Annotated in this window: 12 protein-coding genes and 2 pseudogenes; 4 read left to right on the top strand and 10 right to left on the bottom strand. The window is 53.8% G+C overall.

Annotation, left to right across the window (positions count from 1 at the left end):
* Positions 1-6 precede the first annotated feature (6 nt).
* Positions 7-327: pseudogene (locus Dpoa2040_RS02000) on the top strand (oxidoreductase); the annotation flags it as partial.
* 32 nt (positions 328-359) lie between these two features.
* Here the strand turns inward: Dpoa2040_RS02000 and Dpoa2040_RS01995 are convergent.
* Positions 360-713 (bottom strand): annotated as a pseudogene (locus Dpoa2040_RS01995) (LysR substrate-binding domain-containing protein); the annotation flags it as partial.
* 92 nt (positions 714-805) lie between these two features.
* The gene (locus Dpoa2040_RS18305; RefSeq protein ID WP_246867226.1) at positions 806-1,021 is read right to left on the bottom strand and encodes a hypothetical protein; all 216 of its coding nucleotides are present in this window, start codon (positions 1,019-1,021) and stop codon (positions 806-808) included.
* Positions 1,022-1,264: 243 nt separating this feature from the next.
* Here Dpoa2040_RS18305 and mutS point away from each other — a divergent pair, with 243 nt between their 5' ends.
* Entirely contained in the window at positions 1,265-3,823 is a 2,559-nt protein-coding gene (mutS, locus tag Dpoa2040_RS01985; protein ID WP_210423784.1) for a DNA mismatch repair protein MutS, read from the top strand.
* Between the two features lie 82 nt (positions 3,824-3,905).
* Here mutS and Dpoa2040_RS01980 read toward each other — a convergent pair whose 3' ends face one another.
* Together Dpoa2040_RS01980 and Dpoa2040_RS01975 are read right to left on the bottom strand one after the other, a co-directional pair.
* Complete coding sequence (locus Dpoa2040_RS01980) at positions 3,906-4,508, bottom strand: copper resistance protein NlpE N-terminal domain-containing protein (protein ID WP_042869181.1); 603 nt, start codon at positions 4,506-4,508, stop codon at positions 3,906-3,908.
* A gap of 45 nt (positions 4,509-4,553) precedes the next feature.
* On the bottom strand, positions 4,554-5,102 hold the full coding sequence (locus tag Dpoa2040_RS01975; RefSeq protein ID WP_168640094.1) for a YaeQ family protein: 549 nt from the start codon (positions 5,100-5,102) through the stop codon (positions 4,554-4,556).
* Between the two features lie 238 nt (positions 5,103-5,340).
* Between Dpoa2040_RS01975 and Dpoa2040_RS01970 the strand changes: the two genes are divergently transcribed.
* Together Dpoa2040_RS01970 and rof are read left to right on the top strand one after the other, a co-directional pair.
* Positions 5,341-5,541, top strand: a complete 201-nt coding sequence (locus Dpoa2040_RS01970) for a YaeP family protein (RefSeq protein ID WP_013316770.1) — start codon at positions 5,341-5,343, stop codon at positions 5,539-5,541.
* Positions 5,528-5,788, top strand: a complete 261-nt coding sequence (rof, locus tag Dpoa2040_RS01965; protein WP_168640093.1) for a Rho-binding antiterminator — start codon at positions 5,528-5,530, stop codon at positions 5,786-5,788. The genes Dpoa2040_RS01970 and rof overlap by 14 nt, the downstream gene beginning before the upstream one ends.
* 54 nt (positions 5,789-5,842) lie before the next feature.
* On the opposite strand, the gene tilS is transcribed toward rof, so the two are convergent.
* From tilS to lpxB, 6 genes are all read right to left on the bottom strand, one after another.
* Positions 5,843-7,159, bottom strand: coding sequence for a tRNA lysidine(34) synthetase TilS (gene tilS, locus Dpoa2040_RS01960; RefSeq protein ID WP_168640092.1), 1,317 nt, complete (start codon positions 7,157-7,159; stop codon positions 5,843-5,845).
* The gene (locus Dpoa2040_RS01955; protein ID WP_042869172.1) at positions 7,149-7,538 is read right to left on the bottom strand and encodes a VOC family protein; all 390 of its coding nucleotides are present in this window, start codon (positions 7,536-7,538) and stop codon (positions 7,149-7,151) included. The genes tilS and Dpoa2040_RS01955 overlap by 11 nt, the downstream gene beginning before the upstream one ends.
* A 185-nt stretch (positions 7,539-7,723) precedes the next feature.
* The gene (gene accA, locus Dpoa2040_RS01950; RefSeq protein ID WP_042869171.1) at positions 7,724-8,683 is read right to left on the bottom strand and encodes an acetyl-CoA carboxylase carboxyl transferase subunit alpha; all 960 of its coding nucleotides are present in this window, start codon (positions 8,681-8,683) and stop codon (positions 7,724-7,726) included.
* Positions 8,684-8,695: 12 nt separating this feature from the next.
* Positions 8,696-12,178, bottom strand: coding sequence for a DNA polymerase III subunit alpha (gene dnaE / locus Dpoa2040_RS01945; protein ID WP_042869169.1), 3,483 nt, complete (start codon positions 12,176-12,178; stop codon positions 8,696-8,698).
* Positions 12,179-12,244: 66 nt separating this feature from the next.
* Complete coding sequence (gene rnhB / locus Dpoa2040_RS01940; RefSeq protein ID WP_042869166.1) at positions 12,245-12,841, bottom strand: ribonuclease HII; 597 nt, start codon at positions 12,839-12,841, stop codon at positions 12,245-12,247.
* On the bottom strand, positions 12,838-13,986 hold the full coding sequence (gene lpxB, locus Dpoa2040_RS01935) for a lipid-A-disaccharide synthase (protein WP_168640091.1): 1,149 nt from the start codon (positions 13,984-13,986) through the stop codon (positions 12,838-12,840). Before lpxB ends, rnhB begins: the two co-directional genes overlap by 4 nt.

Genomic DNA, 13,986 nt, shown 5'->3' with positions numbered 1-13,986 from the left:
TGACTACCGGCACAGCGCGAGCCAGATGCCTCCGTCTGGCTGTGCGCCAAACCGCGTCTGACACAGCCGGATGTACCACAGGCAAAACGCGTTGATGCGCTCAGCGGTACTCGCTGCACGGTTGAATTGTCATCTGATTTTACCTCGGAGGCCTGGCGTAAACTGCTGCAAAATGCTGTCGGAGGCCTGATGGTTCTGGCGAATCGCTGAGCCGGGATGTTCTCACGCGGGGATATTACTGAACTGGCACTGACCTATCTGCGTGAATGTCTGGCAGTCGCACATGCGCAAGGGGCTGCGCTTGACGATAGCGCTCCGCAAGAGATCAACCTGAAAATGCCCAGACCAGTAATAAGAATTTAAAAATGTCCAAAAAGATGATCCAGGAATGCCCGCACAACAGGATTAGAACGACGACTTTCATGCCACAGTACCGAAATATTATGCCGCTCTACGGTAAAGTTCGTCAGCAGAGGAACTAATTTTTTATTCTTTACCCACGAATCAGCCATAAAGCTCGCGGCCATTCCTATTCCTGCACCGGCAGCAACTGCCGCTACAACGGCTTCACTTGCATCAACGATGATATTAGATGAAGGCACAATTTCTATCTCCTGCTCGCCAACCCGGAACGGCCAGCGAAAAACCTGCCCAGTATGCTGATAACGCAGATTGACCGTTTTGTGCTCCGTTAGATCATTCGGGTGTAGTGGCACACTGAATTTGGTCACCTGAACAGAGGTGATATGCTCACCTCAGAACAATACCGGTGTCCCACTGAAAAGAAGAAATTTCAGCGCAGAGTTTAAACACGAATCCGCTCAACTGCTCCTTGACCAGAACTACTCGTTGAATTTAAGACGAGCAGCAACATAGAGGTCTGTGGGAAGTTACCAATTTTGACCTGTGCAAGTTTGCCGGTAACAGGGTTGGTGTAACGGTGGAAAAAAGGTTTTAACGCCAGTTTTACCCCATCAGCCGCACCAGCCCCGACCTTCATCGATAGCAACGTCACCACCATTACCAAACACGATTGTTTCGATCACGCTCGAAGAATGTGGTAGTCCCTCTTATTTTACTGCCATAAAGACTCCGTTATCATGCTGCCTGCATACGAATGAAAACCATGCTGGCTGTACATTCCCCCTATCATCGGGTGATAACCAGACCGGCCAGCAATAAAACACAGGATTTAATGAGAACGAATGAGCACAACCACCATCATTAACTCATTAAAACTTAAGAAGACGGACATCACAAACCGATGAGTACACCAGAGAGTCTCGACGCCCACACGCCAATGATGCAGCAGTATCTGAAGCTGAAAGCTCAGCATCCCGATATTTTGCTGTTTTACCGCATGGGCGACTTCTATGAACTGTTTTATGACGACGCTAAACGCGCGTCGCAGTTACTGGATATCTCGCTAACCAAACGCGGCGCCTCAGCTGGCGAACCGATTCCAATGGCCGGTGTTCCTCATCATGCGGTAGAAAACTATCTGGCAAAATTGGTGCAATTAGGTGAATCCGTAGCGATTTGCGAGCAGATTGGCGACCCGGCAACCAGCAAAGGGCCGGTAGAGCGCAAAGTAGTCCGTATCGTCACCCCCGGTACTATCAGTGATGAAGCCCTGTTACAGGAAAAACAGGATAACCTGCTGGCCGCTATCTGGCAGGAAAACCGCGGGTTCGGTTATGCCACGCTGGATATCAGCTCTGGCCGTTTTCGGCTGGTAGAACCGGCTGATCAGGAAACTATGGCGGCAGAACTGCAACGCACCAATCCGGCAGAATTGCTTTACCCCGAAACCTTTGAGGCCATGTTCCTGATTGAGCACCGTCATGGACTGCGACGCCGGCCATTGTGGGAGTTCGAACTGGACACGGCTCGCCAGCAGTTGAATCTGCAATTTGGCACCCGCGACCTGACCGGCTTCGGCGTAGAACAGGCCCGTCTGGGGCTACGCGCCGCAGGTTGCCTGTTGCAGTACGCCAAAGATACTCAGCGGACATCGCTGCCGCATATCCGTGGTATTACCATGGAACGCCAGCAGGATGGCATCATCATGGATGCCGCAACACGCCGCAATCTGGAACTGACGCAAAACCTGTCCGGTGGCGGCGATAACACGCTGGCCTCGGTACTGGATCGTACCGTTACTCCGATGGGCAGCCGTATGCTCAAACGCTGGCTGCACGCCCCCATTCGTGATACTCAGGCGCTGCTGCTGCGTCAGCAAGCTATTGGTGCGCTGCAAGACATTGCAACTGACCTGCAACCGTTTCTACGCCAGGTAGGCGACCTGGAGCGTATTCTGGCGCGCCTGGCATTACGCTCAGCCCGTCCGCGCGATCTGGCCAGAATGCGCCACGCGTTTCAACAATTGCCGGATATCCATGCCCTGCTGGAAACGGTCAACGCCAAAGCGGTACAGCAATTGCGCGGGTTTGTCGGTCATTTCGATGAGCTGCGCGACCTGCTGGAACGTGCAGTAGTGGAAGCGCCGCCAGTATTGGTGCGCGATGGCGGCGTTATCGCCAGCGGCTACAACGACGAGTTGGACGAGTGGCGAACGCTGGCCGACGGTGCCAGCGACTATCTGGAAAAACTGGAAATTCGAGAGCGTGACCGGCTCGGCATCGACACGCTGAAAGTCGGTTTCAACGGCGTGCATGGCTACTATATTCAGGTCAGCCGTGGGCAAAGCCACCTGGTGCCGATGAACTATGTTCGCCGCCAGACGCTGAAAAACGCCGAGCGCTACATCATTCCCGAACTGAAAGAATACGAAGACAAGGTACTGACCTCGAAAGGCAAGGCGCTGGCGCTGGAAAAAGCCTTGTATGACGAGTTATTCGAGCTGTTGCTGCCACATCTGGCAGAACTACAGCAAAGCGCGGGCGCACTGGCGGAACTGGATGTACTCAGCAATCTGGCTGAGCGTGCCGACACGCTGAATTATGTCTGCCCGACACTGAGCGACAAACCGGGGATCAGAATTACCGGTGGTCGCCATCCGGTGGTCGAGCAGGTGCTGAGCGAACCGTTTATTGCCAACCCGTTGTCGCTCTCTCCCCAACGTCGGCTGCTGATCATCACCGGTCCCAATATGGGCGGGAAAAGTACCTATATGCGACAGGCGGCACTCATTGTCTTGCTGGCGCATATCGGCAGTTACGTCCCAGCCGAGCAGGCGGTGATTGGTCCGGTGGATCGCATCTTCACCCGTGTCGGCGCTGCTGATGACCTGGCTTCCGGTCGTTCAACCTTTATGGTGGAAATGACGGAAACCGCCAACATTTTGCATAACGCCACCGAACACAGTCTGGTGCTGATGGATGAAATCGGTCGCGGTACATCCACTTACGATGGTCTGTCACTGGCCTGGGCCTGTGCCGAAGCGCTGGCGAACAACATTAAGGCGATGACCTTATTCGCCACCCACTACTTTGAACTCACCAATCTGCCGGAGAAAATGGAAGGCGTCATCAACATCCATCTCGACGCACTGGAACATGGCGACACCATCGCATTTATGCACAGTGTGCAGGAGGGGGCAGCCAGCAAGAGTTATGGTCTGGCAGTAGCGGCGCTGGCTGGCGTCCCCAAAGAGGTGATCAAACGGGCAAGACAAAAGCTAAAAGAGCTGGAGTCGCTGGCAGGCCATGCGTCGGCCAGTCATGTCGATGGTTCGCAACTTGCATTGCTCGCACCAGAAGACCCCTCACCGGCGCTGGAAGCACTGGAGTCCATCGACCCGGATACGCTGACGCCGCGTCAGGCGTTGGACTGGTTGTATAAACTGAAAAGCATGATGTAAAGAAGTCATTAAGCGGAGAACGACAGCGTTTCGATCTCCGCTTACAATGTCAACCTGCTGGCTTGGGCAGCACAGAACGACGTCACAGCGTCACAGGATGGCTCATCACGCGGGAATGAGAGTCATAGCTCACGCGAACCTCCGTGCTCACTGGCACGGAGGTAATGGAAAAAACGTGCTCATCCGGTTGCACCGTCATATACCGCTCAACCGATGCCATGATCGTGTGCACATCTCGACCTAAAAAACGGCTCAGGCAAACGGGTACGATTGGCTTGCTCTGTTTCTCTACCGCCAATAACCGGTAACGCTGCGCATCACGCCCCAATGACTGACCATCATCGTCCAACGCTTCCAGGTCATTGTCTAACGCACGGAAATAGCGTTTCTCACCCTCGCTATCGGTTAACACCAGGCGTTCGGCAGTACGGCTCCAATGCCCAAACTCTGCAACGGTTTTTTGGCGGTCAGTCTTTGACGGATAACTCTCCTGCATGACAAAACTGCCGTCCGCGTTCAGAAACAGTGAAGCGTCTATCTCACCACACGCACCACAAGGCAACTTACCGCGATAATACTGCGCCATCGGGCGCAATGGCTGCTCCTCAATCTGAGTACGGGAATGGCATCCCATCAGCCCTGATAATAAAACAACAAGCATCACCCCTGTCGCCAGTTTTTTCATCTTTATTCTCCTGCGCTGTTGTGCTGGCATGTTGTCAGATCATCCTTAACCTTGGGCGATTTGCCAGTTGCTGAACGACAATTCCAGATTATTCTGATCGTCAGATAGCCAGATAGTTCCCTCCTGCAACGTCGCCTGCAATGTCATGGTACGCTGCGCCAGCATGGCCAGATTCGCCAGTTGCTGATCATCCAAAAAATGTACCGTCAGATTAGACAGCGCCCCCGCTTTATCGGCCATATTTTGCCACCAAACCCTGGCGGCACGTTCACCGTAAGCGTAGAGCACTACGGCAGGTGACAGACTGCAGGCTTTCTTCAGCCGTTTCTCATCCGGCAGCCCCAGTTCAATCCATAACGTCACCTGCCCATCATCGCTATGCTGCCAGATTTCCGGCTCGTCATCCGCACACAATCCTTTGGTAAAACGCAAGTGCTCATCGGCATGGCAGATCCACGCCAGTAACCTTAGCATCATTCGTTGATCAGTTTCGGAAGGGTGCTGAGCCAGTGTCAGGCTGACATCTTGGAAAAACGCGCGATCCATATCGGCGATATTGACGTTGGCTTTATAAACCGTTGCTTTTAAGGCCATTATTTACCCCTTTTCACAGAGGCATTAGTCTACCTCAGCTGCGACATACATCACAGTCACACGCACATACCGGGTAATAACAGCAGAATATGCAGTTGCATTATGCTGATAACCTGCCGGGGCCTATGCTATAGTCGAAAAGAAGAGGAGAGCTTATCTTCGTAGAATTACATTGCAGTCACGATAACAATGAAGTGTGCATGAATCGCTACCGGGCTAAGCTCTAAGGGAGGATATTGTGCAACAATACAGTGAATTAGTACGCCGTCTGTACGCAGAGATCGCCAGTGGCGATCTGGGATTTATACCCGATGCGCTGGGTTGTGTGTTGAAAACCCTGGATGGCATCGCGACAAACAGCGAATTACCATCCTCTGTCAGGGAACAGGCGGCCTATGCCGCCGCTAACTTATTGGTGAGCGATTATGTCAATGAGTAATGAATATCAACCCATCAATTGTGATGATTACGATAACCTGGAAGCCACCTGTCAGCAGCATCTGACGTTAACGGTTGAACTGCGATCCGGCGAGGTCGTGGTCGGTAAAGCCAGTGATATGATCTCTCGAAAAAACATCGAATATCTGGTGATTGAAAATTCGGGCCAACTGCACGAACTCCGTCTCGACCATATTCTTAGCTTTAGTCACCCTGAGATTGGTAAAGTAGTGGTCAGCGAACCCTGACAAACCGCCTCACCAACACTAACGGACAACGCTGGTTGTCCGTTTTTATTTCCGTCAGCACCAGTCAATAAACCATCCACAACTATCCGGCATCACCTCTCCTTCACGCGTCACAAATCGCCCTGCCGCCGCAATCAGGTGATTGTTGTAGAATATCAGCGGCGTACGCTCCCGTAGCCATGGCGGAACATTCAGTTCCTGCCATAATTTCTTCATCGGGCGACCATGCGTGCGTCCCACTATCTGCACATACCCTTGAAAACCAAAACGTACGGTAACGGTTTCATTATCACGTGGCTGTCTTACCCAAGTTCCCTGCGTCGATAGCTGCAGTTGACCCAGGTTATCCGGCAATGGCAACGGGGCTACTGTCGGTTGCCACGGCAACACGTAGTCGGTTACTGGCGTCATCATCGGCAATAAATAGAGATAATGACGAAACCGCCGAACCTGCCAGGCACCAAGTTGCAGGCAAGGGTTAGCATCATCACGGCTGATCGCCACTTCTTGCCATAATCGGTTCAGTTGCTCGCGGGACGGCATACGTGCTCCTTGCTCCGCCAGCCAGCGACGCAACAAAGCAAACCGGCGTGTCGCGCTCATGGGTACCAGAGCGTTCACACTTAACCCACCATCGGCATTGCGCAAGGCCACCAGCGATTCAGCCAACAGTTCATCTAACAGTTGTTCCTGTTCGGCACACAACTGTGCGCTGCGTGCTACTGCCGATGGAAAATGAGGCCAACGCTGCTTTAGCAATGGCAATACCTGCCGACGCAGAAAATTGCGGTCGTAACGCTCATCGGCGTTACTGTCGTCCTCCACCCAGAGCAGTTGATTCGCTCTGGCATACGCCTCTAACTGTTCACGAGCGATACTCAGCAGCGGGCGTTGCAGCCGAACGCCATTTGATTGCGCAGTTGCCGCCATCGACGCCAGTCCGGCAGGTCCGCTACCACGTTTGAGCGCCAGCAGGAAGGTTTCACTCTGATCATCCTGATGCTGGGCAGTCAACAGCGTTTCTCCATCAAATAAGTGCTGTTGCAGTGCCTGATAACGTGCTGACCGGGCTGCGGCTTCGACACCACCATCACGCGCATCCACCTGAACCCGCAGCGCATCAAACGGCACCCGCCAGTTCAGACACTGGGTACGACAATGCTCAGCCCACATATCGGCGTACGAACTCAAGCCGTGATGCACATACACCGCCCGCAATGATACGGCCCGCTGGCGCAAGCGCGTCATCAGATGCAGCAATACAGTGGAATCCAACCCGCCGCTGTAAGCCACCAGGTAGCGCCCATCGGTGACAATCTGCGCATCAATCACCGTCAGCAGTTCAGAGGAAATATCGATATCAGCGTTCATACAATTCAAGCGGCAATCCGTCCGGGTCGGCAAAGAACGTAAACCGGCGACCGGTATATTCGTCTGTGCGCACCGGTTCACAATTTACCCCCGCCTCACTCAGCGCAATCACCGCCTGTTCGACATCGTCAACCGCAAACGCCAGATGACGCAACCCGCAGGCTTCCGGTCGGCTAACCCGTGCCGGCGGCGAGGGGAATGAAAACAGTTCAATCAGATAACGGCCATTAAGGGCCAGATCGCCTTTCCAGGAATCACGGGCCACACGGTAAACTTCCTGTTGCAGCGTGAAACCAAGCACATCGCAATAAAAACACTTACTGCGCTCATAATCCGAGGCAATAATCGCAATATGATGGATATCCAGCAGTGTTAGCATAAGGTTGGTTCTCCTGAGTAGCGCACCACCACGCTCGTCGATGTGATGTGAGTGAGGAGAAATATTCGGGTCAGGCAATCGCCGCCGCGTTGGGATGATGCATCACATAAAAAACCGCTATTAGCATAACAAAAAGTCCGCGATCGTTTCCAATCGCGGACTTTTCTGGCATACAGCGAGCTAAATCAGCAGTAACCGTAATTCATCAAACGCTGATAACGGCGGTTCAGCAGTTCCTGTTCGCTCAACGTATCCAGTTCGCTCAGGTCAGATAACAGCTGAGATTTCAGCGACGCAGACATCGCCGCCACGTCACGATGGGCTGAACCCAGCGGCTCAGAAATCACTGAATCAATCAGTTTCAGCTCTTTCAGGCGCGGGGCGGTAATCCCCATCGCTTCTGCTGCCAGCGGCGCTTTATCAGCACTTTTCCACAGAATAGAAGCACAGCCTTCCGGCGAAATCACCGAATAGGTGCTGTATTGCAACATGTTAACTTTGTCACCAACGCCGATAGCCAGCGCACCGCCGGAACCACCCTCGCCAATCACCGTACAAACGATAGGCACACGCAGGCAGGACATTTCGCGCAGGTTACGGGCAATGGCTTCGGACTGACCGCGCTCTTCTGCACCCACACCCGGATAGGCGCCAGGGGTATCAATAAAGGTGATGATCGGCATTTTGAAGCGCTCAGCCATCTCCATCAGACGCAGCGCCTTGCGATAACCTTCCGGTGCTGGCATACCGAAGTTCCGGCGGATTTTTTCTTTGGTTTCGCGGCCTTTCTGATGACCAATAATCATCACCGGACGTCCATCAAGACGGGCAATACCCCCGACGATAGCCTTGTCATCGGCATAAGCGCGATCACCAGCTAATTCGTCAAAGTCAGAGAAAATATGCTGAACGTAGTCCAAGGTATAAGGACGTTGCGGATGGCGTGCCAGTTGGGCAATCTGCCAGGCACCCAGATCGGCAAAGATTTTACGCGTCAGTTCCACGCTCTTTTCACGCAGACGCTTAACTTCTTCGTCCAGATTAATATCCAATTTTTCATCTTGGCGACTGACTGCGGTCAGGGAATCAATCTTCGCTTCCAACTCTGCAATCGGCTGCTCAAAATCAAGAAAATTCAGACTCATAGTATTCCTATTTTAGTCAAATTCCAGTTCTACCTGTTCATTACCAACCAGGGTACGTAAATCATTCAGCAACACATCAGTAGGCGTAACACGCCAAGTCGCACCAAAACGTAGCCGGGCACGCGCATCCTGGCGCTGGTAATAGAGATGCACCGGAATCGTCCCCGATCGATGGGGTTCCAACGACTGACGGAGACGGTTTAACAACTGGTCATCAATTTGCCTGTCAGTCAGCGAGATAGCAAGCCCGCGCGCATATTTTTCCCGCGCTTCGCTGATATCCATTAGCTCTCTGACCATCATTTTAAGTCCACCGCTGAAGTCATCAAAGCTGACCTGTCCACTGGCTATCAGAATACGGTCCTGCTCCAGCAGGTGCTGATATTTTTCCAGCGCTTCGGTAAACAGCATCACTTCCAGACGACCAGAGCGATCATCCAGCGTGCAGACGCCAATACGGTTGCCCCGTTTGGTTACCATCACCCTGGCGGCAAGCACCAGTCCAACGGCGGTGGTCATTTTTCCCCGCTCCGTGGGGTGCATGTCTTTCAACCGCACGCCTCCCGCGTAGCGTTCAATTTCCTTCAGATACTGATTGATGGGGTGCCCGGTCAGGTACAGCCCCAGCGTTTCCCTTTCACCATCCAGCACCACCTGCTCCGGCCACGGCGGCACCGTGCTGTAGGACTGCTCCACTTGCTCAGGCGTTTCCGCCAGTACGCCGAACATATCCGCCTGACCGATGGCCTCTGCCTTCGCGTGCTGCTCGGCTGATTTCATGGCATCCACCAGTGAATTCATCAGCGCGGCGCGGTGAGGCCCAAGCCGGTCAAACGCACCGGACATGATCAGTTTTTCCAGCACTCGCCGGTTCAGTTTCTTAATATCCGTACGGGCGCACAGATCGAACAAATCGCGGAAATAACCGCCGTTATTGCGCGCTTCAATGATGGCTTCAATCGGCCCTTCTCCCACACCTTTGATAGCGCCGATGCCGTAGACAATCTCGCCATCATCATTGACGTGGAAATGATACAAACCGCTGTTGATGTCTGGCGGCAGAATCTTCAACCCCATGCGCCAGCATTCATCCACCAGCCCAACTATCTTGTCGGTGTTGTCCATATCGGCGGTCATCACCGCCGCCATGAACTCCGCCGGATAATGGGCCTTCAGCCACAGTGTTTGATACGATACCAGCGCGTAGGCAGCCGAATGCGATTTGTTGAAGCCATAACCGGCGAACTTCTCCACCAGGTCGAAGATTTTCATCGACAGCTCGCCGTCAACGCCCATCTTCTCGGCGCCCTCTTTGAATACGGAACGCTGTTTGGCCATCTCTTCGGGCTTTTTCTTACCCATCGCACGACGCAGCATATCCGCACCGCCAAGGGTATACCCGGCCAGTACCTGGGCAATCTGCATCACCTGTTCCTGATACAGGATGATACCATAGGTCGGCTCCAGCACAGGCTTGAGCGTTTCATGCTGCCACTGGATATCCGGGTAGGAAATCTCTTCACGTCCGTGCTTACGGTCGATGAAGTTATCCACCATCCCTGACTGCAACGGTCCCGGACGGAACAGGGCCACCAGCGCGATCATGTCTTCGAAGCAGTCCGGCTTAAGACGTTTGATCAAATCTTTCATGCCGCGCGATTCAAGCTGAAACACCGCCGTGGTTTCCGAGCGCTGCAGCATGTCGAAACTTTTCTTGTCATCCAGCGGAATGGCGGCGATATCTACCGGCTCCAGCCCCTGCTTAGCGCGCCGGGCGTTGATCATCTCCAGCGCCCAGTTGATGATGGTCAACGTACGAAGACCGAGGAAGTCAAACTTCACCAGACCGGCATATTCCACATCACTCTTGTCGAACTGGGTGACCGGGTGATTACCTTCCGGGTCGCAATATAGCGGCGCAAAATCGGTAATCTTGGTGGGGGAAATCACTACGCCACCGGCGTGTTTACCGGCATTGCGGGTTACCCCTTCCAGTTTGCGCGCCATGTCGATCAGCGCCTTGACCTCTTCGTCCGCTTCGTAGATCTCGCCCAACTGCGGCTCAGCGGCAAAAGCCTTCTCCAGCGTCATCCCCGGATCAGGCGGCACCAGCTTGGAAATACGGTCAACAAATCCGTATGGATGCCCCAATACCCGGCCAACGTCACGAATCACCGCTTTCGCCGCCATGGTACCGAAGGTGATGATTTGTGACACCGCATCACGACCATACATGTCCGCTACATGGTCGATCACCAGATCGCGCTTTTCCATGCAGAAATCGACGTCAAAGTCAGGCATCGACACACGTTCCGGGTTAAGGAAACGCTCGAACAGCAGGTCAAACTCCAGCGGGTCCAGATCGGTTATTTTCAACGCATACGCCACCAGAGAACCGGCGCCGGAGCCGCGCCCCGGACCTACCGGCACGTTGTTATCCTTGGACCACTGGATAAACTCCATCACGATCAGAAAGTAACCGGGGAAGCCCATCTGGTTGATAACGTTGAGCTCTATTTCCAGACGCTCGTCGTATTCCGGGCGACGCTGGGCGCGCACCGCTTCATCCGGAAACAGGAATGTCAGTCGCTCTTCCAACCCTTTTCTGGCGCACATCACCAGATAGTCTTCAGTCGACATCTCGCCGGTAGGAAATTGCGGCAGGAAATATTCGCCGAGCCGGATAGTGACATTACAACGTTTGGCAATTTCTACCGTGTTAATCAGCGCTTCAGGGATGTCGACAAACAGCTCGCACATCTCCTCTTCGCTGCGCATGTACTGCTGCGCACTGTAATTGCGGGGACGTTTGGGGTCATCCAGCGTAAAACCATCATGGATCGCCACGCGGATTTCATGCGCTTCAAAGTCATCCGGACTGATAAAACAGACATCGTTGGTGGCAACGACCGGCAAGCCGTGTGCCGTCGCCAGTTTTATTGCCGAATGCAGGTAGCTTTCTTCATCCGGTCGACCGGTACGAATCAGCTCCAGATAAAACCGTTGGGGGAAATGTTGCTGATAAAAAGCGACGCTCTGTTCCACCAGCGCCTGATTGCCGCGCAGCAGAAACTTGCCGATATCGCCATGACGACCGCCGGACAGAAGCAGCAACCCAGCCTGATGCTCCACCAGCCATGCCTTATCAATCGTAGGCCCGGCAGCGCCATACCCTCGCTGATAGGCGCGAGAAATCAGCAGCGTCAGGTTCTGATAACCCTCGTTATTCATCGCCAGAATAGTGAGATGCGCCAACTCGTCGCCCAGCTCTTCACTCTGCAGATAAAAATCGGCACCGATGATCGGCTTGATGCCGGCACTATGCGCGCCGCCATAGAACTTCACCAATCCGCACAGATTAGTAAAATCGGTGATCGCCAGCGCTGGCATTCCCAGTGCTGCGGCTTTTTTTACCAACGGGCCGGTCTTAGCCAGCCCATCGATCATGGAATAGTCACTGTGAACACGCAGGTGAACAAAACGTGGTTCGGCCATTTCCGGATCCCATAATCTTTTCAGTAACCAGCCTGATGCACATCTTCAGGCATATTATGCGTTGCGTTACGCCAGACCCAGCACCCGCTTAACCGGGCCAAAACTACGCCTGTGATGAAGGGTGGCGCCTAACGTCGCCAGCTTTTCAAGGTGATATGCTGTAGGATACCCTTTGTGCTGCGCAAATCCATACTCAGGAAACTGCTGATCCAGCACTTCCATTTCACGATCCCGCGTCACTTTGGCCAGAATCGAGGCTGCACTGATTTCCGCCACACGACTGTCACCCTTGACCACAGCCTGTGATGGCATCGGCAGGGCCGGACAACGATTGCCGTCGATCAGCACAAAATCCGGCGTAATCGGTAGCCCGGCAACTGCACGCTGCATCGCCAGCATGGTGGCATGTAGAATATTGAGTGAATCGATCTCTTCCGGTTCAGCACGACCAAGACTCCAGGCCAACGCCTTTTCACGAATCTCGTCATATAACGCCAGACGGCGCTTCTCGCTAAGCGTTTTAGAATCCGCCAGTCCGACAATAGGACGGTTAGGGTCCAGAATCACCGCCGCTGTCACCACAGCACCCACCAGCGGGCCACGTCCTACCTCATCCACACCCGCAATGCAATGCGCCTTGGGATACACAAAAACCTCACTCATGACCGCCACAGCTCCAGTACTGCCTGCGCCGCCTGTTCATCGGCGTCGCATCGAATCTGCTGATGCAGGTGTAAAAACGCCTGCTGCAATTGCTGCGTCGCTTCGCCGCCAGCAAGCCAGGGCAGCAATGCCGCCGAGAGTTTTTCAGGCGTGCAGTCATCCTGCAACAATTCCCTGACCAGTTCACGACCGGCTAACAAATTGGGCAATGATACCCACGAGGTTTTCACCAATCGTTTTGCCAGCCAGAACGTGAAGGATTTCATACGATATCCAACCACCATTGGGCACTTCGCCAACATGCACTCCAGCGCCGCCGTACCGGATGCCAGCAATGTAGCATCGCTGGCAATCATCGCTTCTCGCGCCTGCCCGTCCAGCAGCCGGATAGTCATGTCTGGCGCAACGTCAGCCTTAATTCTTTCAAACTGTTCACGACGTCGTTGGTTAACCAGCGGCACCAGCACTTCCAGTTCAGGGTAAGTTTGCCGCAATAACTTCGCCGTTTTCAGGAAATCTGCACTCAGCATGTCCACTTCCGCCCCCCGACTGCCAGGCAACATCGCCAGACAGCGCGCCTCTTCCGCCAATCCTAAGGTACGACGAGCCGCCGCTTTGTCTGGATGCAACGGCATTGCATCAGCCATGGTATGGCCGATAAAACGGCAAGGTACATTGAAACGGTCGTAAAACGCCTTTTCGAACGGCAAAAATGCCAATACCAGATTCGTGGCTTTGCCTATCTTGAAAACGCGTTTTTGCCGCCATGCCCACACTGACGGGCTGACATAGTGGATAGTTTTAATGCCATTGCGTTTGAGACGGCCTTCCAGAGTGATATTGAAATCAGGGGCGTCGATACCGACAAACACATCCGGCTGTAATGTACTGAAACGCTGTGTCAGGTCGCGGCGGATCTTAAGCAAACGAGGCAGGCGCCCAAGCACCTCAACCACCCCCATCACCGCCAGCTCTTCCATCTCGTACCAGGCTTCACATCCCTCTGCCTGCATAAGCGGCCCTGCCACACCGACAAAGCGGGCATCCGGTACGTGCGCTTTCAGTGCACGGATCAAACCCGCACCAAGAATATCGCCGGAGGTTTCTCCGGCGACCAGACCGATAATCAAAGGACGTTGTGTCAT

The organism is Dickeya sp. CFBP 2040 (assembly GCF_012273755.1).
GTDB lineage: Bacteria > Pseudomonadota > Gammaproteobacteria > Enterobacterales > Enterobacteriaceae > Dickeya > Dickeya poaceiphila.
Note: the sequence above shows the minus strand (reverse complement) of the source record. Positions and strands in the feature narration are given on the sequence as shown.

Excerpts from the sequence above, each read along its gene's own strand:
- Dpoa2040_RS18305 (WP_246867226.1), bottom strand. The coding sequence starts at position 1,021 with ATGGTGGTGACGTTGCTATCGATGAAGGTCGGGGCTGGTGCGGCTGAT.
- mutS (WP_210423784.1), top strand. The coding sequence starts at position 1,265 with ATGAGTACACCAGAGAGTCTCGACGCCCACACGCCAATGATGCAGCAG.
- Dpoa2040_RS01980 (WP_042869181.1), bottom strand. The coding sequence starts at position 4,508 with ATGAAAAAACTGGCGACAGGGGTGATGCTTGTTGTTTTATTATCAGGG.
- Dpoa2040_RS01975 (WP_168640094.1), bottom strand. The coding sequence starts at position 5,102 with ATGGCCTTAAAAGCAACGGTTTATAAAGCCAACGTCAATATCGCCGAT.
- rof (WP_168640093.1), top strand. The coding sequence starts at position 5,528 with ATGTCAATGAGTAATGAATATCAACCCATCAATTGTGATGATTACGAT.
- tilS (WP_168640092.1), bottom strand. The coding sequence starts at position 7,159 with ATGAACGCTGATATCGATATTTCCTCTGAACTGCTGACGGTGATTGAT.
- Dpoa2040_RS01955 (WP_042869172.1), bottom strand. The coding sequence starts at position 7,538 with ATGCTAACACTGCTGGATATCCATCATATTGCGATTATTGCCTCGGAT.
- accA (WP_042869171.1), bottom strand. The coding sequence starts at position 8,683 with ATGAGTCTGAATTTTCTTGATTTTGAGCAGCCGATTGCAGAGTTGGAA.
- dnaE (WP_042869169.1), bottom strand. The coding sequence starts at position 12,178 with ATGGCCGAACCACGTTTTGTTCACCTGCGTGTTCACAGTGACTATTCC.
- rnhB (WP_042869166.1), bottom strand. The coding sequence starts at position 12,841 with ATGAGTGAGGTTTTTGTGTATCCCAAGGCGCATTGCATTGCGGGTGTG.
- lpxB (WP_168640091.1), bottom strand. The coding sequence starts at position 13,986 with ATGACACAACGTCCTTTGATTATCGGTCTGGTCGCCGGAGAAACCTCC.